At 71.6% G+C, this 25,465-nt stretch carries 22 protein-coding genes; 13 read left to right on the plus strand and 9 right to left on the minus strand.

Annotation, left to right across the window (positions count from 1 at the left end; all coding sequences use genetic code 11):
• Positions 1-47 precede the first annotated feature (47 nt).
• The 3 genes from ACFV9T_RS16850 (at position 48) to ACFV9T_RS16860 (ending at position 3,515) form a co-directional block, all read left to right on the plus strand.
• Positions 48-1,046, plus strand: a complete 999-nt coding sequence (locus ACFV9T_RS16850; RefSeq protein ID WP_385440802.1) for a DUF3558 domain-containing protein — start codon at positions 48-50, stop codon at positions 1,044-1,046.
• A gap of 123 nt (positions 1,047-1,169) precedes the next feature.
• Positions 1,170-1,946 (plus strand): hypothetical protein, encoded by a 777-nt coding sequence (locus ACFV9T_RS16855; protein ID WP_385440805.1) that lies wholly within the window; start codon positions 1,170-1,172, stop codon positions 1,944-1,946.
• Positions 1,947-2,048: 102 nt separating this feature from the next.
• On the plus strand, positions 2,049-3,515 hold the full coding sequence (locus tag ACFV9T_RS16860) for a DUF2637 domain-containing protein (RefSeq protein WP_385440807.1): 1,467 nt from the start codon (positions 2,049-2,051) through the stop codon (positions 3,513-3,515).
• A gap of 71 nt (positions 3,516-3,586) precedes the next feature.
• Here the strand turns inward: ACFV9T_RS16860 and lysS are convergent, their stop codons facing one another.
• Positions 3,587-5,356, minus strand: coding sequence for a lysine--tRNA ligase (lysS, locus tag ACFV9T_RS16865; RefSeq protein WP_385440810.1), 1,770 nt, complete (start codon positions 5,354-5,356; stop codon positions 3,587-3,589).
• 203 nt (positions 5,357-5,559) lie between these two features.
• On the opposite strand from lysS, the gene argS reads away from it, so the two are divergent.
• On the plus strand, positions 5,560-7,347 hold the full coding sequence (argS, locus tag ACFV9T_RS16870) for an arginine--tRNA ligase (RefSeq protein WP_385440812.1): 1,788 nt from the start codon (positions 5,560-5,562) through the stop codon (positions 7,345-7,347).
• Positions 7,348-7,375: 28 nt separating this feature from the next.
• Here the strand turns inward: argS and ACFV9T_RS16875 are convergent, their stop codons facing one another.
• A complete protein-coding gene (locus ACFV9T_RS16875; RefSeq protein ID WP_385440814.1) occupies positions 7,376-8,863 on the minus strand; it encodes an alpha/beta hydrolase in 1,488 nt (495 codons plus the stop codon).
• A 197-nt stretch (positions 8,864-9,060) separates the two neighbouring features.
• Between ACFV9T_RS16875 and ACFV9T_RS16880 the strand changes: the two genes are divergently transcribed.
• Complete coding sequence (locus ACFV9T_RS16880) at positions 9,061-9,648, plus strand: hypothetical protein (protein WP_385440816.1); 588 nt, start codon at positions 9,061-9,063, stop codon at positions 9,646-9,648.
• Between the two features lie 43 nt (positions 9,649-9,691).
• On the opposite strand, the gene ACFV9T_RS16885 is transcribed toward ACFV9T_RS16880, so the two are convergent.
• A complete protein-coding gene (locus ACFV9T_RS16885; protein WP_385440818.1) occupies positions 9,692-10,891 on the minus strand; it encodes an ROK family protein in 1,200 nt (399 codons plus the stop codon).
• A gap of 172 nt (positions 10,892-11,063) precedes the next feature.
• On the opposite strand from ACFV9T_RS16885, the gene ACFV9T_RS16890 reads away from it, so the two are divergent.
• From ACFV9T_RS16890 to ACFV9T_RS16905, 4 genes are read left to right on the plus strand one after another with little or no spacing between them, the layout of a single operon-like run.
• Positions 11,064-11,936, plus strand: a complete 873-nt coding sequence (locus ACFV9T_RS16890) for a sugar phosphate isomerase/epimerase family protein (protein WP_385440820.1) — start codon at positions 11,064-11,066, stop codon at positions 11,934-11,936.
• A 29-nt stretch (positions 11,937-11,965) separates the two neighbouring features.
• Positions 11,966-12,613, plus strand: coding sequence for a nucleoside/nucleotide kinase family protein (locus ACFV9T_RS16895; RefSeq protein ID WP_385440821.1), 648 nt, complete (start codon positions 11,966-11,968; stop codon positions 12,611-12,613).
• Positions 12,610-14,289 (plus strand): sodium:solute symporter family protein, encoded by a 1,680-nt coding sequence (locus ACFV9T_RS16900; protein ID WP_385440824.1) that lies wholly within the window; start codon positions 12,610-12,612, stop codon positions 14,287-14,289. The genes ACFV9T_RS16895 and ACFV9T_RS16900 overlap by 4 nt, the downstream gene beginning before the upstream one ends.
• 14 nt (positions 14,290-14,303) lie before the next feature.
• Positions 14,304-14,531: a hypothetical protein gene (locus tag ACFV9T_RS16905; RefSeq protein WP_385440827.1), complete on the plus strand. Its 228-nt coding sequence runs from the start codon at positions 14,304-14,306 to the stop codon at positions 14,529-14,531.
• Positions 14,532-14,542: 11 nt separating this feature from the next.
• Here the strand turns inward: ACFV9T_RS16905 and ACFV9T_RS16910 are convergent, their stop codons facing one another.
• From ACFV9T_RS16910 to ACFV9T_RS16935, 6 genes are all read right to left on the minus strand, one after another.
• Positions 14,543-14,956 (minus strand): NUDIX domain-containing protein, encoded by a 414-nt coding sequence (locus ACFV9T_RS16910; RefSeq protein WP_385440829.1) that lies wholly within the window; start codon positions 14,954-14,956, stop codon positions 14,543-14,545.
• A 76-nt stretch (positions 14,957-15,032) separates the two neighbouring features.
• Positions 15,033-16,037, minus strand: coding sequence for a porphobilinogen synthase (hemB, locus tag ACFV9T_RS16915; protein ID WP_385440832.1), 1,005 nt, complete (start codon positions 16,035-16,037; stop codon positions 15,033-15,035).
• On the minus strand, positions 16,034-17,698 hold the full coding sequence (locus tag ACFV9T_RS16920; RefSeq protein WP_385440835.1) for a uroporphyrinogen-III synthase: 1,665 nt from the start codon (positions 17,696-17,698) through the stop codon (positions 16,034-16,036). Before ACFV9T_RS16920 ends, hemB begins: the two co-directional genes overlap by 4 nt.
• Positions 17,695-18,663, minus strand: a complete 969-nt coding sequence (gene hemC, locus ACFV9T_RS16925) for a hydroxymethylbilane synthase (protein ID WP_385440838.1) — start codon at positions 18,661-18,663, stop codon at positions 17,695-17,697. Before hemC ends, ACFV9T_RS16920 begins: the two co-directional genes overlap by 4 nt.
• Complete coding sequence (locus tag ACFV9T_RS16930; protein ID WP_385440840.1) at positions 18,660-20,162, minus strand: glutamyl-tRNA reductase; 1,503 nt, start codon at positions 20,160-20,162, stop codon at positions 18,660-18,662. The genes hemC and ACFV9T_RS16930 overlap by 4 nt, the downstream gene beginning before the upstream one ends.
• The gene (locus ACFV9T_RS16935) at positions 20,159-20,986 is read right to left on the minus strand and encodes a redox-sensing transcriptional repressor Rex (RefSeq protein WP_385440843.1); all 828 of its coding nucleotides are present in this window, start codon (positions 20,984-20,986) and stop codon (positions 20,159-20,161) included. Before ACFV9T_RS16935 ends, ACFV9T_RS16930 begins: the two co-directional genes overlap by 4 nt.
• Before the next feature lie 346 nt (positions 20,987-21,332).
• Between ACFV9T_RS16935 and ACFV9T_RS16940 the strand changes: the two genes are divergently transcribed.
• The 4 genes from ACFV9T_RS16940 to ACFV9T_RS16955 all read left to right on the plus strand — a co-directional run bounded on the left by ACFV9T_RS16940 (position 21,333) and on the right by ACFV9T_RS16955 (position 25,348).
• On the plus strand, positions 21,333-21,611 hold the full coding sequence (locus tag ACFV9T_RS16940; protein ID WP_385440845.1) for a glutaredoxin family protein: 279 nt from the start codon (positions 21,333-21,335) through the stop codon (positions 21,609-21,611).
• A gap of 107 nt (positions 21,612-21,718) precedes the next feature.
• The gene (locus ACFV9T_RS16945) at positions 21,719-22,642 is read left to right on the plus strand and encodes an HAD family hydrolase (protein WP_385440847.1); all 924 of its coding nucleotides are present in this window, start codon (positions 21,719-21,721) and stop codon (positions 22,640-22,642) included.
• A gap of 465 nt (positions 22,643-23,107) precedes the next feature.
• The gene (locus ACFV9T_RS16950; protein ID WP_385440850.1) at positions 23,108-23,893 is read left to right on the plus strand and encodes an ECF subfamily RNA polymerase sigma factor, BldN family; all 786 of its coding nucleotides are present in this window, start codon (positions 23,108-23,110) and stop codon (positions 23,891-23,893) included.
• Between the two features lie 204 nt (positions 23,894-24,097).
• Positions 24,098-25,348, plus strand: coding sequence for a DUF5667 domain-containing protein (locus ACFV9T_RS16955; protein WP_385440852.1), 1,251 nt, complete (start codon positions 24,098-24,100; stop codon positions 25,346-25,348).
• Positions 25,349-25,465: the final 117 nt, after the last annotated feature.

The raw sequence follows: 25,465 nt of genomic DNA on the forward strand, positions 1-25,465 counted from the left end.
CATCGCCTACGGGCGGCAAGCAGTTTTCGCTCGAAGGGACACGGATAGTGCAGCCAGCGCAGCGAACGGCTCGTGGACGGCGCGCCGCCCCGGCCGCCGCCCTGCTCATCGCCGTGCTCGCCACCGCGGGACTCAGCGGATGCACCGGCTCCGACTCCAAGCCTGGAGCGGACGACAGCGCCTCCGACGACTCCGGTACGGGAGTCTCGGCCGAGCCGGGCCGCTACGACACCCTCCCCGAGGCGTGCGGCGCCGTGAGCGCCAAGACGCTGCACCGGCTGCTGCCCGGCGGCACCGAGGCCGACAAGTCGTACGACGGCCAGGCGGCCGTGACGTACGACATAGACCGGCGCGACGGCTGCCGCTGGAAGGTCTCGACGCCGAGCGGCACCCGCTATCTGACGCTGGACTTCGAGCGCGTCGTCTCGTACGACCCGTCCGTGAGCGATGACGACCGGGCGCTGGAGCTGTACGAGAAGAAGGCGACCGCGGCCGACATCCCGGACACCCCGACCCCGACCTCGCCTTCCACCGGCGCCTCGGACGAGGACGAGAGCGACGAGAACGAGGACGCGGACCAGCCGGGCGGCGACACGTCCGCCTCCTCGTCGCCCGGCTCGGAGGCGAGCGCGTCCAGCGGATCGAGCGCCTCCAGCGGGTCCGGCGACGAGGGCGGGACGGGCGAGAACGGCAGCTCCGCCGGGAGTGAGAAGGGCAACAGCGGCGAGAAGAGCGGCACGGGCAGTCCGAGCGCGGGCGACGATGAGGGCACCGCAAGCGACGGGAGCACCCCGGAGAACCCGGACGCCACCGCCCCGCGCCGCCTCGACGACCTCGCCGACGACGCGTTCCTCGATGACCAGCTGATCACCAAGGACTCCGGGATCCACCGCGACATCACGGTCGTCTTCCGGTCCTCGAATGTGATCGCCACCATTGAGTACGACGAGTGGTCGACCAACAAAAAGGACATTCCCGAAAGCGAAGAACTCCAGGGGAACGCCGAAGACTTGGCCCAGGAGCTGACCGGGCGTCTCACCGAATAGCGAGCCGGGCCGCCCCCGGGCGGAAGACCTCGGGGATTGGGCCGCCCGCGATCGGCCGCGTACCGTGCCGGTAATGACGCGGGCGGTACCACCGCCCATCGACAGAGATTGAGCGAAGGAACCATGCACCGTTCAGCCCCGCGACTCGCCCGAATACTCGCCTGCGCGACCGTCCCGGTCATGCTCGTCGCCGGCTGCTCCTCCGGCTCCGATGACAAAAAAGACGCGGAGGGCTCGTCGAGACCCTCCTCACCCAGTGCCTCGCCGTCCGTCGCGGCGGCAAAGTTCAGCAAGCTTCCCGATGTGTGTACGTCCCTGTCGGGCGACACCGTCGACAAGCTGGTCCCCAAGGCGAAGACCAAGAAGGGCAAGGCCCTTCCCTCGGGTGACACCAACACCTCCGCCACCTGCCTGTGGAACGGCCTCGACGGCTTCAAGTACCGCTCGCTGTCCCTCTCGCTGAAGCTCTTCAAGTCCGACGCGGGGCTCGGCACCGGCGACAAGCGCGCCCAGGAGTACGCCACCCAGCAGGCCGGGAAGGCCTCCTCCGGGGAGGGGCTGAAGAACCCCAAGACCGAGCAGACGGCCATCGGTGACGCGGCGACCACCGTCCGTACCGAGGAGAAGCGCGACGGCGACGACTTCCGGAACCAGACGGTCGTCGCCCGGACCGCGAACGTCGTGGTGACCATCGAGTACGACGGCGCGGGCTACGAGACCGAGAAGACGCCGGACGCCGCCAAGCTGATGGAGGACGCCAAGTCCGCCGCCAAGGAGGTCGTCGAATCCGTCGCGAAGGGCACCGGCGGCGGCAAGGACGCATCCGGTTCCGGCGGTTCCGAGTCCCCCGAGAAGCCCAAGGCCTCGGAGGGTTCGAAGGACTCCAAGAGCGGCGCCTAGCCGCCTCCGCCACCCCCTTCCCGTCCGTGGCGATTGACGTGTATGCGACCCTTGGCGCGCTGCATGCCAAGGCTTATCGCCAAGGACGGGGAGGGATCGCGGGTGGCCGCGATGCAACTGACAAGAACGCATCGAATACTGATCGGCGTGGTCGTCGCTGGGGCGGTGGTGATCGCCGCGATCGGCTTCGCGGGGTCCTACTCCGCGGTCCGCGACCTCGCCGAGAAGAAGGGCTTCGGCGCCTTCGCCAACGTCTTCCCCATCGGGATCGACGCCGGGATCTGCGTGCTGCTGGCGCTGGATCTGCTGCTGACCTGGATCCGTATCCCCTTCCCGCTGCTGCGCCAGACCGCGTGGATGCTGACCGCGGCCACCATCGCCTTCAACGGCGCCGCCGCCTGGCCGGATCCCATCGGCGTCGGCATGCACGGCGTCATCCCGGTGCTCTTCGTGGTCTCCGTGGAGGCCGCCCGGCACGCGATCGGCCGCATCGCCGACATCACCGCCGACCGGCACATGGAGTCGGTCCGCATCGTCCGCTGGCTGCTGGCGCCGATCCCGACCTTCCGGCTGTGGCGCCGGATGAAGCTATGGGAACTGCGCAGCTACGACGAGGTCATCCAGCTGGAACAGGACCGGCTGGTCTACCAGACCCGGCTGCAGGCCCGCTACGGCCGGAACTGGCGCCGTAAGGCCCCGGTGGAGGCGCTGATGCCGCTGCGGCTGGCACGCTACGGGGTGCCGCTGTCCGACACCGCCCCGGCGGGCCTGGAGGCGGCCGGGCTGGAACCGGGCGCCTTCTCCCCGTCCGCGCTGCCCTCGGGCACATCGGGTACGGGCGCCTCGGGTACGGGCACGCCGGGCGCCGCGGGGGGCGGGGCCTGGCAGACGCCGGGCGCGGCGTACCCGGGGATGCGGCAGGGCGTCTACGGTCCGGCAGGCGGCACCGGCTTCGCCGCCGGTCCCGGACAGCAGCAGCCGCCGCAGCCCCAGCAGCCGCAGGAGCTGCCCCTCTCGCTGCCGCTGCCGGTGTACCAGCAGCAGCCGGGAGCGGACCACGACGGCCGGGGCGCCGTCCCGTTCGACCCGGCCGCCGCCCATCCGGCGCAGGCCGAGCACCCGGTGCAGCCCGAGCAGCAGGCCCAGCAGATGCAGCAGGCGCAGCAGATGCAGCCGGGCGTGCCGCAGCAGCCCGGTCAGCCGCAGGTCACCGTGCCCGTAGGACCGAACCGGGTCCGCCAGCTCGGCGGCCAGGGCCCGGGCAACGCCCAGGGCGCGTACGTCCCGGAGCAGCGCGGCCAGGAGCAGGCGTACGCCGAGTACGAGCAGCCGGGGGCGCCCGTCGCCACGGCGACCATGCCGGACGACGTCCCGCGCGACGAGGTGTTCTACGCGACCTACCGGCAGTACCTCGCCGACAACGGGCGCTTCCCCTCGGCGTACCAGTTCGGACAGCGGCTGCGGGAGGCGTACGGCGTCGCCGACCTCAGCAACGACGAGCTGACCGGCTATGTGAACGACTACAAGGACCGCTACCGCACGGAGATGCAGGCGGAGCACATCCCGTAACCGTCAGGCTCCGCCTTTTCCGCGGGCGCCGGGCGGACCCCGGCGCCCGCCCGGCTCAGAGGCCTACCGGCTCAGGCCGCGAGCAGCTTGCGCACCCGGTCCGCCCCCACCGCGAGCAGCAGCGTGGGCAGCCTCGGACCGGTGTCCCGCCCGACCAGCAGCTGGTAGAGCAGCGCGAAGAACGCCCGCTGCGCGACCTTCAGCTCCGGCGTCGGCTTGGCGTCCGCCGACAGCCCGGCCTGGAGCTTCGGGACGCCGTAGACCAGCGTCGTCAGCCCGTCGAGCGACCAGTGCTCGTCGAGCCCGTCGAGCAGCAGCCGCAGCGACGCGCGCTCGGTCTCGCCGAGCGAGGCCAGCAGCTCGGTGTCCGGCTCGTCCCGGACCCGGGTGCGCTGCTCGGCCGGGACCTGGGTGGTGATCCAGCGCTCGGCCCGGTCGAGCCGCGGCCGCGTCTCGTCCAGGGACTTCACCGGGTTCGCCGGGTCCAGCTCGCCGAGAATGCGCAGCGTCTGCTCGTCGTGCCCGGTGGTGATGTCCACCACGGAGGCGAGCATCCGGTACGGCAGCGGGCGCGGGGTGCGGGGCAGCTCACCGGTGGCGGTGCGGATCGCCCGGCTGTGCGCGGCGGCGTCCGCGGGCTGCGCCGAACCGTCGCCGATCTTGCGCTCCAGGGCGTCCCACTCGTCGTAGGTGCGCTGGATCTCCTGATCGAAGGCGATCTTGAAGGACTGGTTCGGCCGGCGGCGCGCGTACAGCCAGCGCAGCAACGGCGCCTCCATGATCTCCAGCGCGTCGGCCGGGGTCGGCACGCCGCCCTTGGAGGAGGACATCTTGGCCATGCCGCTGATGCCGACGAACGCGTACATCGGGCCGATCGGCTGGTCGCCGCCGAAGACCTCGCGGACGATCTGCCCGCCGACCACGTACGAGGAGCCGGGCGAGGAGTGGTCGACGCCGGACGGCTCGAAGACGACGCCCTCGTACGCCCAGCGCATGGGCCAGTCGACCTTCCAGACCAGCTTGCCCCGGTCGTGCTCGCTGAGCAGCACGGTCTCGCCGTGGCCGCAGGCGCAGGTGTACGCCAGCTCCGTGGTCTCGTCGTCGTACGAGGTCACGGTCGTCAGATCGCGCTCGCAGACCGAGCAGTACGGCTTGTACGGGTAGTACCCGGCGCCGCCCGCGCTGCCGTCGTCCTCGGCGGCCGCACCGGAGCCCTCGGCGGCCTCCAGCTCGGCCTCGTCGACCGGCTTCTGCTGCTTCTGCTGCGGCTTCTTCGCCGCCTGCTTGTCCTTGTCCTTGTCCTTGTCCTTCGTGCGGTACCGGTCGAGCACGGCGTCGATCTGCCCGCGGTGGCGCATCGCGTGCAGGATCTGCTCGCGGTAGGCACCCGAGGTGTACTTCTCGGTCTGGCTGATGCCGTGGAACTCGATGCCCATCGCACCCAGCGCCTCGATCATCGGCGCCTTGAAGTGCTCGGCCCAGTTCGGGTACGAGGAGCCGGGCGGGGCCGGGACCGAGGTCAGCGGCTTGCCGATGTGCTCGGACCAGGACGGGTCGATCCCGGCCGGAACCTTCCGGTACCGGTCGTAGTCGTCCCAGGACACGATGTGGACGCAGTCGTACCCGCGGCGCCGGATCTCGTCGGCCACCAGGTGCGGCGTCATGACCTCGCGCAGATTGCCGAGGTGGATCGGGCCGGACGGGCTGAGTCCCGAGGCGCAGACGATGGGTTTGCCGGGCGCGCGTCGCTCCGCCTCGGCAATGACCTCGTCCGCGAAACGGGAGACCCAGTCGGTCTCGGTGCTCTGAGCCACGGTCGGCACTTCCTTCCTTGCGGTCATGGCACCGACCATTGTCCCAGACGGAGAGGGAGCCTTCGGGGTTGCCCACAGGTTGTCGGCGTTATCCACAGCGCGGGCACGCCGAGGGTATGTCGAGAGTTATCCACAGCTGTCCACAGCCCGCCGAAAGGGTTGGACGGGCCGTGAAATACTGGTGTGGCCAGATTGGTAACCCAGCCCTCTATAGGAACGGCACCTCACCCATGGCCTCGGTCCCCTCCCTTGCCGCTTCGGTCCACCAGCGCGTCGCGGACGCCCTCATGGCTGCCCTGCCGGAGGCCGGTTCCGCGGACCCGCTGCTGCGACGAAGCGACCGGGCCGACTTCCAGGCCAACGGGATGCTGGCGCTCGCGAAGCAGCTCAAGGGCAATCCACGCGAGCTGGCGGCGCAGGTCGTGGAGCGCCTTCCGGTCGCCCCGACCTCCGCCGACCCCGACTCGGTGATCGCCGACATCGAGGTCTCAGGACCCGGCTTCCTCAACATCACCGTCGCGGACTCCGCCATCACCGCGACCCTCGCCGCGCGCGCCGCCGACGACCGGCTCGGCATCCCGTTCGCGGCGGACGCGGGCACGACCGTGATCGACTACGCCCAGCCGAACGTGGCGAAGGAGATGCACGTCGGCCATCTGCGCTCGGCCGTGATCGGCGACGCGGTGGTCAGGATCCTGGAGTTCAGCGGCGAGAAGGTGGTCCGCCGCCACCACATCGGCGACTGGGGCACCCAGTTCGGCATGCTCATCCAGTACCTGATCGAGCACCCCCACGAGCTGGACCACAAGGACGCCGCCTCCGGCGAAGAGGCGATGTCCAATCTGAACCGGCTCTACAAGGCGGCGCGCGCGCTCTTCGACGCCGACCCGGAGTTCAAGGAGCGGTCCCGGCGGCGGGTGGTGGACCTGCAGGCCGGGGACGAGGAGACGATCGCCCTGTGGCGGAAGTTCGTCGACGAGTCGAAGATCTACTTCTACTCGGTCTTCGACAAGCTCGACATCGAGGTCCATGACCCCGATGTGGTCGGCGAGTCCGGCTACAACGACATGCTGGCCGAGACCTGCCGCCTGCTGGAGGAGTCCGGCGTCGCCGTCCGCTCCGAGGGCGCCCTCTGCGTCTTCTTCGACGACGTCAAGGGCCCGGACGGCAACCCGGTGCCGCTGATCGTCCAGAAGTCCGACGGCGGCTTCGGATACGCGGCCACCGACCTGTCCGCGATCCGCGACCGGGTGGGGAACCTCCAGGCCGACACCCTGCTGTATGTGGTGGACGCCCGGCAGTCGCTGCACTTCAAGATGGTCTTCGAGACCGCCCGCCGGATCGGCTGGCTGAACGAGAAGTCGCACGCCGTCCAGCTCGCCTTCGGCACGGTCCTCGGCAAGGACGGCAAGCCGTTCAAGACCCGTGAGGGCGAGACGGTCCGGCTGGAGGACCTGCTGGACGAGGCGAGCGAGCGGGCCGCGGCCGTGGTCCGGGAGAAGAGCGAGAAGCTCGGCCTCACGGAAGCGGAGATCGCCGAGCGCGGCGCACAGGTCGGCATCGGCGCCGTGAAGTACGCCGACCTGTCCACCTCCGCCTCCCGCGACTACAAGTTCGACCTCGACCAGATGGTCTCGCTCAACGGCGACACCTCGGTCTACCTCCAGTACGCGTACGCCCGCATCCAGTCGATCCTGCGCCGCGCCGATGAGACGCAGCGCCCGCTGGCCCACCCGGAGCTGCCGCTGGCCCCCGCCGAGCGGGCGCTGGGCCTGCATGTGGACCAGTTCGCGGAGACGCTGGCCGAGGTCGCCGGTTCGTACGAGCCGCACAAGCTGGCCGCGTACCTCTACCAGCTGGCCTCGCTCTTCACGACCTTCTACGACCAGTGCCCGGTCCTGAAGGCGGAGGGCGGCCCGGCCGAGGTCGAGAACCGGCTCTTCCTGTCCGACCTGACCGCCCGCACCCTGAAGCAGGGCATGTCCCTGCTGGGCATCCGGACCCCCGAGCGCCTCTGAGCGCTCACCACCCCCGGGAGCCCATATCTCACCGTGCGTCCGGCGCGCAGGACACATCGCGCGCCGGTCGCACACCGCCGACCAGGTAGTCCGTCACCGCACGGTCCGCGCAGGAGCTGCCGTACGGCGCGGGGACATACGCCGCGCCATGGCCCGTGGTGTCGACGGTGACCATCCGCGCCCGGTCCCCGAAGGCACGCCGCAGGTTCAGCGCCCCGCTGTACGGGGTGGCGACGTCGTAGCGGTTCTGCACCATCAGGACGTTGGACGGGCCCCGGTCGGTGATGCGGACCGGCTTGTCCTGGGGCTCGTGGCGCCAGAACGAACACGGCGTGATGTTCACCGGCATGCCCGCCGTCAGCGGGTGGGAGACACGGCTGGCGGCGACGGCGCGGGCGTGGCCGGGGACCGACGTCGGCCACTCCACGTCGTTGCAGATCGTCGCGAAGGCCACCGCCGCCGTGTCCTGCGGCAGATCCGGCGGCGCCGCGCCGGGCACCCTGCCCTGCTCCGCGTCCCTGACGAGCCGGGCCAGTCCCTCGAACTGGCTCCGGGAGTACAGGGCGGTGAGGACGCTCTGGCGGAACACATTGCCGTTCAGCTCCGGCGGGTTGGCGCCCTCCCAGGGCAGCGGCTCGGCGTCCAGCCGGGCGGCCAGGTCCAGGACGAGGCGGCGCACCCCGGCCGGGGTGTCGGCGAGCCGGACCGGACTGCCGGGGTCCGAGGCCCACTTCGCGAAGGCGGGGAAGCTGTCCTCCGTACCGACCGCGAAGTTGGCCAGCCAGCGGCGCTCCACCTGCTCCGGGTCCGGGTCGTCGTTGCTGTCCAGCACCCAGCGGTCGGTGCGCTCCGGGTACAGCTGCGCGTAGACGGAACCCACGTACGTCCCGTACGACCTGCCCCAGGCCGACAGCTTCCGCTCGCCGAGCGCCCGGCGGACGCTGTCGATGTCGCGGGCCTCGTTGACTGTGCTGAGAGTGGGCAGCAGATCGCCGCCGTTGCGGGCGCAGGCGTCGGCGACGCGGCGGGCGGTGGTGACGTTCTCCGTGATGCCGCCGTCGGCGGCGGGCCAGGGGCGGGTCGTGGCCAAGGACCGGTCCCCGGCCGCCAGATCACAGCTGGCGGGGGTGGACTGGCCCGTTCCGCGCGGATCGAAGCTGATGAGGTCGTACGCGTCCCGCACCGACTGCGGCAGCCGCTTGCCCACGGTGGACGGCCTGTTCAGGCCCGGCTCCCCCGGACCGCCGGGGATCAGCAGCAGGGTGCCTCGGCGGGCCTCGGGCCGCTCGCTGCGGACGCGGGAGACCGTGAGCGTGATCGACTTCCCGTCCGGGTCGCGGTAGTTCAGGGGGACGTCGAGCGTGGCGCATTCCTGGCGGGCGTCATGGCCGTCCCCGGCGCACGCCCCCCAGTCGAGCGCGCTGGTCGCCTCGGCGGAGGACACCGTGGTCAGGGCGGAGGCGATGGCGGCGGTGGCGAGGGCCAGCGCGGTGGTCTTGCCGGTCGTCAGTGGCATGGGGACGAGCCTGTCCGAACCGGAAGTGCGTGCCCATCCGGTCACCCGGCCGGTGAGCGCTGAGGGTAACCCCACCCTGAGGGGTTAACCCCGACCATACCTTTTGCGACAAGATGCGCCCCTCGGGACAACCTCGCGCCTCTCCAACCCGTCAAACCCCATGAATCACTGGCCAATCGACACCTTGGGGATTGATCATGCGACGGTGGGGTACAGCGCTCGCGGCGATCGTGCTGGCAGGCGCCGGACTGGCGGGGACGGCGGGAACCGCGGGCGCGGCGCAGACCGCCACCGCGGGTACGGCCGCGGCCTGCGCGACCGGCTGGGGCAGCGGCGACAAGACGGCGCCCTCGGGGAACTACAAGCCGCTGGAGAACATCAGGACCGGTCAGCACGAGTGCTTCGACCGCATGGTCTTCGACGTGAAGGGCGCCACCGCCGCCGACCAGGTGCGGTTCGACGTGCGCTACGTCGACGCGCTGCACCAGGACGGCTCCGGCGACCCGATCCCGGTGAACGGCGGGGCCATCCTGGACATCCGGGTGGGCGCGCCCAGCTACGACTACGAGTCGGGCCGGAGCACGTACCCGGGCAAGGCCAGGCAGCCGCTGCCGGGCGTGAACGTCACCGGCTACAAGACCTTCCGCGACACCCGCTACGCCGCCAGCTTCGAGGGCGACACCCAGGTCGGGCTGGGCGTGCGGGCACGGCTGCCGTTCCGCGTCTTCCAGTCGGACGGCAAGGTCATCGTGGACGTCGCCCACTCCTGGACGGCCGCCCGCTGAGCCCGCGCCAGTCCGGACCGCCGCCCGCTGAGCGACCCCGGAATCAGCGCAACCGCGCGTCGATGGCCGCCGGGTCGAAGAGGGCGTCGGCGACCATGTGAGCCGCGCCGGTGACGCCCGCGCGCGTACCCAGCGGGGACAGGACGACGCGCAGATCGCGGGTGGCCAGCGGCAGTGACCGCCGGTAAGTGACCTCCCGGATCCCCGCGATCAGATGCTCCTGGGCATGGGCGAGCCCGCCGCCGATGACCAGGATCGACGGGTTGAGAAGGCTGACCGCGTCGGCGACGCCCTGGCCGAGCAGCCGCCCGGCCTGCCGGAGCAGCCGTACGGCGTCGCCGTTGCCGGACCGGACGAGGGCCACGACGTCGTCGGTGGTGGCGATGTCGTGGCCCGCCGCGGTGAGATCGCGGACCAGCGCCCAGCCACCGGCCAGGGCCTCCAGACAGCCGGAGTTGCCGCAGCGGCACAGCGCGGCGTCGGGGGAGGTCTCGTCGAGCCCGGGGGCGGGGATGTGGCCGATGTCGCCCGCCGCGCCCTGGGAACCGTGGTGGAGCGCGCCGCCGAGGACCAGGCCGGAGCCGATGCCGGTGCCCGCCTTGACGAAGAGCAGATGGCGGCGGTCGGGCCAGTTGACGCGGTGTTCGCCGAGCGCCATCAGATTGGTGTCCTTGTCGGCGAGGACCGGGCAGTCGTAGCCGCCGCGGAAGAAGTCCGGCACCGTGTAGCCGTCCCAGCCGGTCATGATGGGCGGGCTGACGACGCGTCCGGTGCCCGCCTCCACCGGGCCGGGCACCCCGATGCCGATGCCGCGCACGCGCTCGGCGGGCTCGTCCGCTTCCCTCAACAGCCGCTGGAAGTCGGCGGCGACCTGCCCGAGGACCACGTCCGGCCCATCGGCCACGTTCTGATCGCGGCGGTGCGAGACGAGGACGTCGCAGGCCATGTCGGCGAGCGCGGTGCGCACATGGCTGCCGCCGATGTCGGCGAGGAGCAGCACTCCGGCGTCGCGGCGCAGCCGGAAGGAGCCCGCGGGGCGCCCCCCGGTGGAGTCGGCCGCGCCGGACACCTCCAGATAACCGGCCTCGCCCAGCGCCTCCAGCCGGGTGGCCATGGTGGAGCGGGAGAGGCCGGTCGCGGCCATGAGCTGGGCCCGGGTCGTGGCCCGGCCGCCGCGGATGAGCGCCAGCACCGCCCCTGGGCCCGTCGGATGCGCCTGACCTGCCGAGACCGCCTCCGCCACTGAGCCCTGTCCTCCATGTTCACGCTGTGTTCGGTACCGCCCACACCGTACCGCCCTTTACGACCGAACCCAAGCACACTTATGTATTGCCCTCACGCAAAAGATGCGTAGCATCGAGCAGGCATCACCCACGCAACGACGCGCACGCACGCAACGACGCGGAAGGACCTCGATGAACGACCTCGGAGTGCACGCACTGGTGTGGACCGGCGACTGGACGCCCGAAGGCGCCCGGACCGCCGCGGCCCGCAGCCGCGAGGCCGGATACGACCTGGTCGAGATCTCGCTCCACGACCCGGAGCTGGTGGACGTCAAGGACACCCGCGCCGTCCTCGCCGACCACGGCCTGCGCGTGGCCTGCTCCCGCGGCCTCTCCTTCGACTCCGACGTCTCCTCCGACGACCCGGACACCGCCGCCCGCGGCGAGGCGCTGCTGCGCCAGGCCCTGCGCATCACCCATGACCTCGGCGGCGACTACTTCGGCGGGGTCCTCTACAGCGCGCTGGGCAAGTACGGCCGCCCCGCCACCGCCCGGGGGCGCGAGCACGCCGTCCAAGCGCTGCGCCGACTGGCCGCCGAGGCGGACGGCCTCGGCGTGACGCTCGGCCTGGAGGTGGTCAACCGGTACGAGACCAACGTGGTCAACACCGCCCGCCAGTGCCTGGACCTGATCGACGAGATCGGCGCCGGCAACGTCCTGGTCCACCTGGACACGTACCACATGAACATCGAGGAGCAGGACTTCACCCGCCCCGTCCGCGCCTGCGGCGACCGCCTCGGCTACGTCCACATCGGCGAGTCCCACCGCGGCTACCTCGGCTCCGGCACCATCGACTTCCCCGCCTTCTTCCACGCCCTCGCCGACATCGGCTATCAAGGCCCGATCACCTTCGAGAGCTTCTCGTCGGCCGTCGTCGCCCCCGGCCTCTCCCACGACCTCGCCGTCTGGCGGAACCTGTGGTCCGAAGGACCGGACCTCGCCGCGCACGCCCGCTCGTACATCGCCGCCCAGATCAAGGCCGCGCACGCCCACACGGCGGCCTGAGCACCCCCGGACACCACGAAAGCGTCGCCATGACTCCTCAGCAACTCCTGGAGCGCGCCGAGCGCCTGGCCGCCTCCGGCGCCGACTCGGGCCGCCGCCGGCTGCTCGGCATCGCCGGACCGCCCGGGGCGGGCAAGACGACCCTCGCCGAGTACCTGGTCGGCGCGCTCGGCCCCGAGCGCGCGGTCCTGGTCCCCATGGACGGTTTCCACCTCGCCGACGTCGAGCTGCGCCGCCTCGGCCTGCTGGGCCGCAAGGGCGCCCCGGAGACCTTCGACCCGTACGGCTACACCGCGCTGCTGCGGCGCCTCAAGGAGCCGCGCCCCGGGGAGACCGTGTACGCGCCGGGCTTCGAACGCGAGCTGGAGCAGCCCATCGCGGGCTCCCTCCCGGTCCCGCCCGAGATCCCGCTCGTCATCACCGAGGGGAACTACCTGCTGCTGGACGACGCGCCCTGGCACCCGGTCCGCGCGCTGCTCGACGAGACCTGGTGGGTCGAGCTGGACACCGAGGAGCGGGTACGGCGGCTGATCGACCGCCACGAGCGGTTCGGCAAGGCGCCCGCCGAGGCCGAACGCTGGGTCCTCACCACGGACGAGGCCAACGCCCGCCGCGTCGCCCCCGGCCGCGAGGCCGCCGACCTCGTCATCACCGGCTCGGGGGAGACACGGACATGACCGGCACCCTGAGCCTCGGCGCCGTCGACTGGTTCCTGCTCGCCGTCTACTTCGGCGCGATCATCGCCATCGGCCTCTACACCAAGCGCGCCGTCCGTACCACCGGCGACTTCTTCCTCGCCGGGCGCTCCATGCCCGCCTGGATCACCGGCCTCGCCTTCATATCCGCCAACCTCGGCGCCCTGGAGATCATCGGCGGCGCGGCCAACGGCGCCCAGTACGGGGCCGCCGCGGTCCACTTCTACTGGCTCGGCGCGATCCCCGCGATGGTCTTCCTGGGCGTCGTGATGATGCCGTTCTACTACTCGACGCGGGTGCACAGCGTCTCCGAGTATCTGCGCCGCCGCTTCAACAACCAGACCCATCTGCTCAACAGCGTGGTCTTCGCCGTCGCGCAGATGCTGCTCGCGGGCGTCAACCTCTTCGCGCTCGCGCTGATCGTCAAGCTGCTGATCGGCTGGCCGCTGTGGCTGTCCATCGTGCTGTCGGCGGTCTTCGTCCTCGCGTACATCACCCTGGGCGGGCTCGCGGGCGCGATCTACGGCGAGGTGCTGCAGTTCTTCGTCATCCTCGCCGGGCTGATCCCCATCGTCGTCATCGGGCTGCACGCCGTCGGCGGCTTCGGCGGCCTCAGGGACGCCGTCCAGGACCCCACCCTGCTGCACACCTGGCAGGGCACCACCCCCGGCCACTGGACCAACCCGCTCGGCGACTGGATCGGACTCGCCATGGGCGAGGGCTTCGTCCTCGCCTTCGGCTACTGGACCACCAACTTCGCCGAGGTGCAGCGCTCACTCGCCGCCAAGGACCTCAACGCGGCCCGCCGCACCCCGCTGATCGCGGCCTTCCCCAAGATGGCGCTGCCGCTGTTCACGGTGGTCCCCGGCATGATCGCCCTGGTCATCATCCCCAAGCTGGGCCAGCCCGGCGGGCCCACGTACAACGACGTCATCCCCGAGATGATGCAGCGCTTCCTGCCCACCGGCGTCCTCGGCATCGCCCTCACCGGCCTGCTCGCCGCCTTCATGGCGGGCATGGCCGCCAACATCTCCGGCTTCAACACCGTCTTCACGTACGACATCTGGAAGCCCTACGTGGTGCGCGGCCGCGACGACCGCTACTACCTCACCGCCGGGCGCTACGCCACGGTCGCGGGCATCGCGGTCAGCGTCGCGGCGGCCTTCCTCGCCTCCGAGTACAACAACATCCAGAACTACATCCAGCTCCTCTTCTCCTTCTTCAACTCGCCGCTCTTCGCGACCTTCCTGCTGGCCATGTTCTGGAAGCGGGTCACCCCGTGGGCGGGCTTCTGGGGCATGCTCTCCGGCACCGCGGCCGCCGCCGTGGCCCACCTCTCCAGCTACCACATCGGCTGGTTCTACCCCGGCGGCGAAGTCGGCCCGCACGACACCATCAACGCCCAGATGGCCAACTTCTACGGCGCCCTCTTCGCCTTCGTCGTGGACGCCGTCGTCACGATCGCGGTCACCTTCATCACCCAGCCCAAGCCCGAATCCGAACTCCGCGGCCTGGTCTGGGGCCTCCCCGACCCCGACTCCCCCGACGCCCACGAGGCGGCGGTGCGCCAGCCCTGGTGGAAGTCCCCGCCGGTCCTCGGCGGCATCATCCTGGCCCTGACGGCGGCCCTGAGCGTCTGGCTGGTCGTCGCGGTATGAACGGAGAGAACCCCATGCCCCCGCCCCCGGGAAAGACCTTCGACGTCCGCTGGCTCATCGCCGGCCTCCTCGGCCTGTACGGCGCCGTCCTCACCGTCCTGGGCGTAACGGACGGCCCCGCCGAACTCGCCAAGGCAGACGGCATCCGCATCAACCTCTGGATCGGCCTGGGCCTCCTCACGGTCGCCGCCGCGTTCGCCGCCTGGGCAAAGCTCGCACCGCAGCGCCGCGACGGGGAATGAACTCTGAAGTCTCAGGAACCGTCCGAGGTGAGCTGCAGGATGTAGTGCCGGATGTGGGGTGGCATCTTCTCGGGCAATTGAGCCAGTGGGACCAGCCGTAGCTCCTGGCCCTCGCCGAGGACGAGTTCGCTCTCCTCACCGTCCCACGTGCCCAGGAACACATGCGGCGGAGCCTTGAGGGGGTCGTACGGGGTCACCGCGGCCTCCTCGATCGCGTCCGGCACGATGCCGGTCTCCTCCTTGATCTCACGGAGGATGGTGTCGATCGGCGTCTCGCCCGGTTCCCGTCCGCCTCCCGGGAGGGACCAGTGCCCCGGCCACCCGATGCCGGGCTTGTCGTCCCGGAGTTGCAGGATGATTTCCCCGCGGCCGGTGAGGATCACGGCCAAGCACCCAGGGATCTTCTTCGGCGGAACCTCAGCCACAACCGTCCTCCCCGACGTCGTAGACGCAGCGATGGCCCCCACCGTAGCGGTGGGGGCCATCGGCGTCTCGGACGAACTACTCGCCGCGGTTCAGTCGCTGTGCGACCTCCGTGGCCCAGTACGTGAGGATCATCCCCGCGCCCGCGCGGCGGATGGAGGTCAGGGACTCCATGATGGCGCGGTCGCGGTCGATCCAGCCGTTCGCGGCGGCCGCCTCGACCATCGCGTACTCGCCGGAGACCTGGTACGCGGCCACCGGGACGTCCACCGCGTCGGCGATGCGGTGGAGGATGTCCAGGTACGGCAGGGCGGGCTTGACCATGACCATGTCGGCGCCCTCGGCCAGGTCCAGCTCCAGCTCGCGCAGCGATTCGCGGGCGTTGGGCGGGTCCTGCTGGTACGTCTTGCGGTCGCCCTTGAGGGACGAGCCGACCGCCTCGCGGAACGGGCCGAAGAAGGCGGAGGCGTACTTGGCGGTGTAGGCCAGGATCGACACGTCCTGGTGACCGGCGCCGTCCAGGGCCTCGCGGATGACGGCGACCTGGCCGTCCATCATGCCGCTCGGGCCGACCGTGTGGGCGCCCGCGTCGGCCTGGGCGCGGGCCATCTCGGCGTAGCGCTCCAGGGTGGCGTCGTTGTCGATCCGGCCCTCGGCGTCCAGGACGCCGCAGTGGCCGTGGTCGGTGTGCTCGTCCAGGCACAGGTCCGACATGATCACGATGTCGTCGCCGACCTCGGCGCGCACATCGCGCAGGGCGACCTGGAGGATGCCGTCCGGGTCGGTGCCGGGCGTGCCGACGGCGTCCTTCTTGGACTCCTCCGGCACCCCGTACAGCATGAACCCGCCGACGCCCGCCTCGACCGCCTCGACCGCGGCCTTCCGCAGGGAGTCCCGGGTGTGCTGGAGGGCACCCGGCATCGACTGCAGCGGCACCGGCTCGCTGAGGTCCTCCCGCACGAAGGCGGGCAGGATCAGGTCGGCCGGGTGCAGCCGGGTCTCGGCGACCATGCGCCGCATCGCCGGTGTGGTGCGGAGCCGACGGGGACGGGCCCCGGGGAAACCGCCGTAGCGCGTGCTCAAGAGCGTGCCCTCCTTCGCGATCCGGGCCGTCGCTCGCTCGGGCGCGTGACCGGGTCCCCGGCCTCGACCGCGGCCTGGCGCCGCGCCGCGCCGAAGTCCGCGAGCGCCTCGGCCAGCTTGAGCACCGAGGGCTCGGGCGACAGCACGTCCACTCGCAGGCCGTGCTCCTCCGCGGTCTTCGCGGTGGCCGGGCCGATACAGGCGATGACAGTGACATTGTGCGGCTTGCCCGCGATGCCGACGAGGTTCCGCACGGTGGACGACGAGGTGAAGAGCACCGCGTCGAACCCGCCGCCCTTGATGGCCTCACGGGTCTCGGCGGGCGGCGGCGAGGCGCGCACGGTGCGGTACGCGGTGACGTCGTCGACCTCCCAGCCCAGCTCGATCAGCCCGGCGACCAGGGTCTCGGTGGCGATGTCGGCGCGCGGCAGGAACACCCGGTCGATCGGGTCGAAGACCGGGTCGTACGGCGGCCAGTCCTCCAGCAGCCCGGCCGCGGACTGCTCACCGCTGGGCACCAGGTCCGGCTTCACGCCGAATTCGATCAGCGACTTGGCGGTCTGCTCGCCCACCGCCGCGACCTTGATCCCGGCGAACGCGCGGGCGTCGAGCCCGTACTCCTCGAACTTCTCGCGCACCGCCTTGACCGCGTTGACCGAGGTGAACGCGATCCACTCGTAGCGCCCGGTGACCAGGCCCTTGACCGCGCGCTCCATCTGCTGCGGCGTACGCGGCGGCTCGACGGCGATCGTCGGCACCTCGCTGGGCACCGCGCCGTACGAACGCAGCTGGTCCGAGAGCGAGGCGGCCTGCTCCTTGGTGCGCGGCACCAGGACCTTCCAGCCGAACAGCGGCTTGGACTCGAACCAGGACAACTGGTCGCGCCGCTCGGCCGCGCCGCTCTCGCCGACGACCGCTATCACGGGCTGCGAGCCCTGCGGCGACGGCAGCACCTTCGCCGACTTCAGCACCTGCGCGATGGTGCCGAGCGTCGCCGTCCAGGTGCGCTGGCGGGTGGTCGTACCGGCGACGGTGACCGTCAGCGGGGTGTCCGGCTTACGGCCCGCGGACACCAGCTCCCCGGCGGCGGCCGCGACCGTCTCCAGGGTGGCGGAGACGACGGCCGTCGCGTCGGACGAACCGACCTCGCTCCAGCAGCGCTCATCGGCGGTACGGGCCTCCACGAAGCGCACATCGGCGCCCTGGGAGTCCCGCAGCGGCACACCCGCGTAGGCGGGCACGCCCACCACGGACGCGACACCGGGGACCACCTCGAAGACGATGCCCTCGGCGGCGCACGCGAGCATCTCGTCGGCGGCGTACCCGTCGAGACCGGGGTCGCCCGCGACGGCGCGGACGACCCGCTTGCCGCCGCGCGCGGCCGCCATGACAAGATTGGTGCTGTCCCGGAGTACCGGGACCTCTGCGGAGCCTGACGACACGTCAGGGCCCGCTTGCCCTGGCGTGCCCTGAGCTTCCGCGGCCACGCCCGGCCTGACGTGCGTACGCACCACGTCGAGCACGTGCGGGTCGGCGATCAGCACGTCCGCGGCGGCCAGTGCCTCTACGGCACGCAGCGTCAGTAGGCCCGGATCTCCGGGGCCCGCACCGAGAAAGGTGACGTGCCCGCAGCCGGGATGGTTAGGGGCGTTGGGGTTCAAAGTGCTCGCTCCCCCATAAGACCGGCCGCACCCTTGGCGAGCATCTCGGCGGCGAGTTCGCGACCGAGGTCCGCGGCCTGATCGGGCGACGCGGGTACGGGACCGGTGGTGGACAGCTGCACCAGCGTCGAGCCGTCGGTCGTGCCGACGGCGCCGCGCAGGCGCATTTCGGTGACAACCTGACCGTCGCCCAACAGGTCGGCCAGCGCCCCCACAGGTGCGCTGCAGCCGGCCTCCAGGGCGGCGAGCAGGGAACGCTCGGCGGTCACGGCGGCCCGCGTGTGCGGGTCGTCGAGTCCGGCGAGCAGGGCAGTCATCTCCGCGTCGGCCGCGGCACATTCGACTGCCAGGGCCCCCTGGCCGGGGGCGGGCAAAACATGGTCGGCGTCGAGGATCTCGGTCGCCTCGCCGATCCGCCCGAGGCGGCTCAGCCCGGCGGCGGCGAGCACCACGGCGTCGAGTTCACCGGAGCGGACGTAGCCGATCCGGGTGCCGACGTTGCCGCGGATCGGCACCGTCTCGACAGCGAGCCCGGACGACCGCGCCCAGGCGTTGAGCTGTGCGGCCCGGCGCGGCGATCCGGTGCCTATCCGGGCGCCGGACGGCAGCTGTTCGAAGGTGAGGCCGTCGCGGGCGATCAGCGCGTCGCGCGGGTCCGCGCGGCGCGGGATCGCGGCCAGCGTGAGGCCCTCCGGCTCGGCGGTCGGCAGGTCCTTCAGCGAGTGGACGGCGAAGTCGATCTCGCCGCGCAGCAGCGCCTCGCGCAGCGCCGAGACGAAGACGCCGGTGCCGCCGATCTGCGCCAGCTGCTCGCGCGAGACGTCCCCGTACGTCGTGATCTCGACCAGCTCGACGGGGCGGCCGGTCAGCTCGCGCACCCGGTCGGCTATCAGGCCGGACTGGGCCATGGCGAGCGCGCTGCGGCGGGTCCCCAGCCGCAGCGGGGTGGCGGGGGCGGTGGTCATGCCCGGCCTCCCTTCGGGTCGTTCGGTTCTCCGGCGGCCGCGCGGCCCGGACCGCCCGTGTCGGCCCGGCTGACGGCGGCGACCGCCTGGGGGTCGAGGTCGAAGAGTTCGCGCAGCGCGTCCGCGTAACCCGCGCCACCCGGGGTGCTCGCCAGCTCCTTGACCCGCACGGTGGGCGCGTGCAGCAGCTTGTCGACGACCCGGCGCACGGTCTGGGTGATCTCCGAGCGCTGCTTGTCGTCCAGGTCGGGCAGGCGTCCGTCGAGCCGGGCGATCTCACTCGCGACGACATCTGCCGCCATGGTACGCAGCGCGACCACGGTCGGCGTGATGTGCGCGGCGCGCTGGGCCGCCCCGAAGGCGGACACCTCGGCGGAGACGATTCCGCGGACCTTGTCGACGTCGGCGGCGAGCGCGACGGCGGAGGAGCCCGAGCCGTCGGCGGGGGTGGCGGCCGCCTCGGCGAGGGACTCGATGTCGACCAGTCGCAGCCCCTCGATCCGGTGCGCCGCCGCGTCTATGTCGCGCGGCATCGCCAGATCCAGCAGCGAGACGGTGGCGGCGTGCCCGCCCGTGGGGCAGCCCGCCCGCTGGGTGAGCGCGGTGCGCAGATCGTCGGCGGTCAGCACCAGGCCGGTCGCGCCCGTACAAGAGACGACGATGTCGGCGTGCGGCAGCTCGTTCGCGACCCGGTCGCGCGGTACGGCACGGGCGATCAGACCGGGCCGCTCGTCCGGACCGGCCTCCCGCGCGGCGTCGGCCGCGAGGTCGGCGACGGCGACGTCGGCGCCCAGCCCGGCGTGGTGGCCCGCGAGGGACTCGGCGAGCCGAAGGGCCCGCTCCAACGTCCTGTTGGCGATCACCAGTTCTGCCACACCGGCCCGCGCGAGGGTCGTCGCGGCCAGCGAGGACATCGAGCCCGCGCCGATCACCAGCGCGCGCTTCCCGGCCGCCCAGTCCGCCACCGGCTCTGCCCCGGCCAGCTGCTCCAGGCCGAAGGTCACCAGCGACTGACCGGCCTTGTCGATCCCGGTCTCGCTGTGTGCCCGCTTGCCGACCCGCAGCGCCTGCTGGAAGAGGTCGTTCAGCATCCGGCCCGCGGTGTGCAGCTCCTGCCCGAGCGCGAGCGCGTCCTTGATCTGGCCGAGGATCTGGCCCTCGCCGACGACCATCGAGTCCAGCCCGCAGGCCACCGAGAAGAGGTGGTGGACGGCCCGGTCCTCGTAGTGCACATAGAGATACGGAGTCAGCTCGTCCAGGCCGACACCGGTGTGCTGGGCGATCAGGGTGGACAGTTCGGCCACTCCGGCGTGGAACTTGTCCACATCGGCGTACAGCTCGATCCGGTTGCAGGTGGCCAGCACCGCGGCCTCGGTGGCGGGATCGGCGGCCAGCGTGTCCTGCAGCAGCTTCGCCTGCTCGTCCCCCACCAGGGCAGCGCGCTCCAGCACGCTCACGGGCGCGCTGCGGTGACTCATTCCGACGACGAGGAGACTCATGCCGGCATCACGGCGGGCACATCCCCGTCAGGTCCTTGCCGAGGGCCGTCGCCACCGGACGCGCCGGCGGCCGGGCGGTTCGCGGAGGCGGTGGGCTTGGGCGTCGTCGCGACACCCGGCTCACCGGTCCCGGCCGTCTCCCGCTCGGGAGGGGTGGCCTCCTCGCCCGCCTTGCGCTGCTCGTGGAAGGCGAGGATCTGCAGCTCGATGGAGAGATCGACCTTACGGACGTCCACCCCCTCCGGAACGGAGAGCACGGTGGGCGCGAAGTTGAGGATCGAGGTGATCCCGGCCGCGACGAGGCGGTCACAGACCTGCTGGGCGGCACCGGCCGGGGTGGCGATCACGCCGATCGAGACCCCGTTGTCGTCGATGATCTTCTCCAGCTCATCGGTGTGCTGCACCGCGATGCCCGCGACCAGCTTCCCGGCCATCGCCGGATCGGCGTCGATCAGCGCGGCCACCCGGAAGCCACGGGAGGCGAAGCCGCCGTAGTTGGCGAGCGCGGCGCCGAGATTACCGATACCGACGATCACGACCGGCCAGTCCTGGGTGAGGCCGAGTTCCCGCGAGATCTGGTAGACGAGGTACTCCACGTCGTAGCCGACACCCCGGGTGCCGTACGAGCCGAGGTACGAGAAGTCCTTGCGCAGCTTGGCCGAATTGACCCCGGCGGCGGTCGCGAGTTCCTCGGAGGACACCGTGGGGACCGAGCGCTCGGAGAGCGCGGTCAGGGCACGCAGATACAGCGGTAGCCGGGCGACGGTGGCCTCGGGGATTCCTCGGCTTCGGGTCGCCGGTCGGTGAGTTCGGCCAGTTGCCACGGTGCTCCTGCGGGTAGAGCGGGGCTGCGGGCGGCCGGATGGCGTGAGGCCGCCCCATCGACAGCAGGCTATGTCTTTGTGAACGCGTGCACAAAGATGGTGTCCGCTTTGTCCGAGCAAAGTGACCGGTGTCACGCGCCTTTTCGACCTGGCCACGGAACCACCACCAGCGTCGCACCGTTTCCCATGGACGCGCACGTACCGCGCGGGCGCCGACGGAGCCACCGAGGGGAGCACGGGCCATCACTCCTCACCGTTTTACCCCCGGACAGCAACAAATCGCCCACGATCGTAAACCGACCGGGGCCCCGCCGCCGAACTCGTCGGTCCGGGCATCATGGAGCCCATGAGTCCGCTATTGCGCCGTAGCCCCCGCAAGAAGCCCAGCGAGCGCATGGTGACGCTGATCGGCAAGCCCGACTGCCACCTCTGCGAGAACGCCGAGGCCGTGATCGAGAAGGTCTGCGGCGAGCTGGGCACCCCCTGGGAGAAGAAGGACATCACCCAGGACGAGGAGCTGTACCGCACGTACTGGGAGCAGATTCCGGTTGTCCTGGTCGACGGCGCCCAGCACGACTTCTGGCGGGTCGATCCGAAGCGGCTGCGCGCCGCCCTCGGCGGCTGACGGACCGCCGTACGGCCCGGCTTCGCCCGCCTTCCTTTCGCGCAACCTGAATCCGCCCGACACCCTGGCGTAACGGCGAGCGCCATGGGCATGGCTATGCTCGCTCTATGGCCGCACTGGGATGGGTAACCCGCCGTCGACGACCCGCCACGGAGCGGAGCGTCCTCGCCGGAGAGGCGTCGGCCGAGGCGGCGCGCAAGTCGTCGGCCGAGACCCCGCCGCCGCAGACCGCCGCCGAGCCGGAGTTCCCGGTGGTCGGCGACGAGCAGGCGGCCGCCTTCTTCGACCTCGACAACACGGTCATGCAGGGCGCCGCGCTCTTCCACTTCGGCCGCGGCCTCTACAAGCGGCACTTCTTCCAGAAGCGCGAGCTGGCCCGCTTCGCCTGGCAGCAGACGTGGTTCCGGATGGCCGGAGTCGAGGACCCGGCCCACATGGAGGACGTGCGCAGCAGCGCGCTGTCGATCGTCAAGGGCCACCGGGTCGCCGAGCTGATGTCCATCGGCGAGGAGATCTACGACGAGTACATGGCCGACCGCATCTGGCCCGGCACCCGGGCCCTCGCCCAGGCCCACCTGGACGCCGGGCAGCGGGTGTGGCTGGTGACCGCGGCCCCCGTCGAAACCGCGACGATCATCGCCCGGCGGCTGGGGCTGACCGGGGCGCTGGGGACGGTGGCCGAGTCCGTCGGCGGCGTGTACACCGGCAAACTGGTCGGCGAGCCGCTGCACGGCCCGGCGAAGGCGGAGGCCGTACGGGCCCTCGCGGCGGCCGAGGGGCTCGACCTGAACCGCTGCGCGGCGTACAGCGACTCCTCCAACGACATCCCGATGCTGTCGATCGTGGGCCACCCCTACGCCGTGAACCCCGACAGCCAGCTGCGCAAACACGCCCGCGACCGCGGCTGGCGGCTGCGCGACTACCGCACCGGCCGCAAGGCGGCCCGCATCGGCATCCCGGCCGCGGCCGGGGTGGGCGCGGTGGCGGGCGGCACGGCCGCCGCGGTGGCCCTCCACCGCCGGCGCCGCTAGCACCCCGAGCCACCGGGACACCCCTCCGGCGGGCCGCGCACCGTGACCGACCGTCGCCGTACGAGGGTGACCGGGCATGCCCGCCCTTGACTGATCGTCGCGCTGCGTGACGGCTTGGGCAGCGATGCGGCGGGTCATCGAACGACCGCGTCCGTCCCGTTTCAGTCAATCCGCGTTTGCTGCCCCATAGCGCCCCCGCCAGTCCCCTTACCGCTGGTTTGTCACAACACGCCATACCGGCGCACAAGCAGCGAAGGTTTTCGATCAACTCCCATACTGCATTCGGCACTTGATCAGTCATCAACCCATAACGAAGCAGACGGAAACGATGATTTGAGCAACTGGGTGTAGCGCCGCCTACACGAAGCGTTATTCTCCTTAGACGCAAACCGGTACCCACGCGTCCCTACGGCGGGTGAACGGTCCCGTACTGCACGTGATGGAAGCTCTGCCTCTGGGAGTCCCGTGTACCCACACGTCGGGGTTGACGCCTCGGGCCTGGCTACGCTGCGCGCAACGGTCCTCGACTGTCTGCGCGGCTTCGTCCCCACCGCGTATGCCGTCCCCGCCTTCGCCCTCGCCTCGCCCGTCCCTGCCAGTCCCTGCTATGCCCTCACCGATGGCGGAGCGGCGGTCGGCAGACGAACCCGCGGCTCCACCTCGACCTCGACCTCCACCGCCCGCCGGCCCAGCGCCGACAGCGACAGCCGCCGGATGATGGACCTCGTGGAGCGCGCCCAGGCGGGCGAGGCCGAGGCCTTCGGGCGCCTCTACGACCAGTACGCCGACACGGTGTACCGCTATATCTACTACCGCGTCGGCGGCCGGGCCACGGCCGAGGACCTCACCAGCGAGACGTTCCTGCGCGCCCTGCGCCGCATCGGGACGTTCACCTGGCAGGGCCGCGACTTCGGCGCCTGGCTGGTGACGATCGCCCGTAACCTCGTCGCCGACCACTTCAAGTCCAGCCGCTTCCGGCTGGAGGTCACCACCGGCGAGATGCTCGACGCCAACGAGGTCGAGCGCAGCCCGGAGGACTCCGTCCTGGAGTCCCTCTCCAACGCGGCGCTGCTGCAGGCGGTGCGAAAACTCAACCCGCAGCAGCAGGAGTGCGTGACGCTCCGCTTCCTCCAGGGCCTCTCGGTCGCCGAGACCGCCCGCGTCATGGGGAAGAACGAGGGCGCGATCAAAACCCTGCAGTACCGGGCCGTGCGCACCCTCGCACGGCTGCTGCCGGACGACGCCCGCTGACCCCGGGAAGCGCGGGCGCGACGTGTGGTCCGATCATCGGGAGGGCGTAACCCCTGTGCTGCGCCGCTCGTTGTGGGAGATGCAGGCGCCTCGCGGTCGTACCCTGCCCGTAGTCCCCTCACTCGATCGGGTGGACGCGCGCATGGCACGGAACCTCTGGGTGTCCTGGGGAGTCGACCGTCACGAGAAGAGGAGGTGCCGCCCGTGATCGCGAACGTATCGGCGCACCGGCGGGCGAACGCCTTCGCCGAGGCGCTGGAGGCCCTGGAGGCTCTGGAGAGCCGGCACCAGGCGTCCCAGGACACGAACGGGGCGGCCGGGCCCGAACCGTCCGGCCCGGCGACGGACAGCCCCGGCCAGCAGCAGCGGCTGATGGGCGTGGCGCGGCAGCTCGGCGAACTGCCCGCGCCGACCCTGTCCGCCGACGTCAAAACCGCCCAGCGGGCCCAGCTGATCGCCGCCATGGAGGCCGCCTTCGCGGACGGCGCGTCCCGCGTCCCCGAGCAGCGCCGCCGCAGCAGCGGCGCCCACCGGGCGAAACCCCCGGTGGCCAGACTCCGGCCCCGCTCCCGCTGGTCCAAGGGGCTCGCGGCCGGGGGGCTCACCGTGGGAGTCGCGGCGGGCGCGTTCGGCGGCGTCGCCGCGGCCAGCTCCGACGCGCTCCCGGGCGACACCCTCTACGGGGTCAAGCGGGGCATGGAGGGCCTGAAGCTGGAGATGGCCGACGGCGACGCCGACCGCGGCCGGATCTACCTGGACCAGGCGTCCACCCGGCTGAGCGAGGCGCGCCGGCTGATGGAGCGGGCCCGCTCCGGCGACCTCGACCACGACCAGCTCGGCGAGATCCGCCGGGCCCTGTCCGGGATGCGCCACGACGCCTCCGAGGGCCACCGGCTGCTGCGCGAGGTCTACAAGCGGGACGGCTCGCTCGGCGCGATGCGGGAGCTGTCCACCTTCACCACGTCGCACCGCGACGGCTGGAGCCGCCTGCGCGACCAGCTGCCGGTCCAGCTCATGGACGTCGGCGAGCAGGTCAGCTCGGTCTTCGACGCCATAGACGATGAGGTCGGCCCGCTGCGCTCACTGCTGCCCACCTCCCGGGAGCAGCAGGGTGAGTCCGGCCAGCCGAGCGGCGAGCTGCCGCCGCGCCCCGGCGCGGTGGAGCCGGAGCGCGGCCAGCCGATGTCCTCCCCGGCCACCCCGAGCCACAGCCGCCCCGGTGACGCCTCCGCCAAGCCGCACCCGTCGGCGTCGGCCGCTCCCGAGGAGCAGGGCGGCCTGGTGGGTGGCGCCGGTGGTCTGCTGGAACCCCCGACCGGCGCGGCCACGCCGAGCCCGTCCACGGGCAAGGGCGAGACGGGCGGCGGCAGGCCGTCCCAGCCGGACATCACCATCCCGCCGCTGCTGCCCGACCTGCTGCCGGGTCTGGACCTCGACGGCGACGACACGAGGTGATCGGTCGGGGGGGGGGGGGGGCCCCCCGCCCCCCCCCGCACAAAAAAAAAAAAACACACACCGCGGGAACACAAAAAAGTGTCAGACGGAGGGGGGTGGAGTTAAAACACAGGGAGC

Origin of the sequence: Streptomyces sp. NPDC059850 (assembly GCF_042731515.1) — a bacterium.
Taxonomy (GTDB): Bacteria; Actinomycetota; Actinomycetes; order Streptomycetales; family Streptomycetaceae; genus Streptomyces.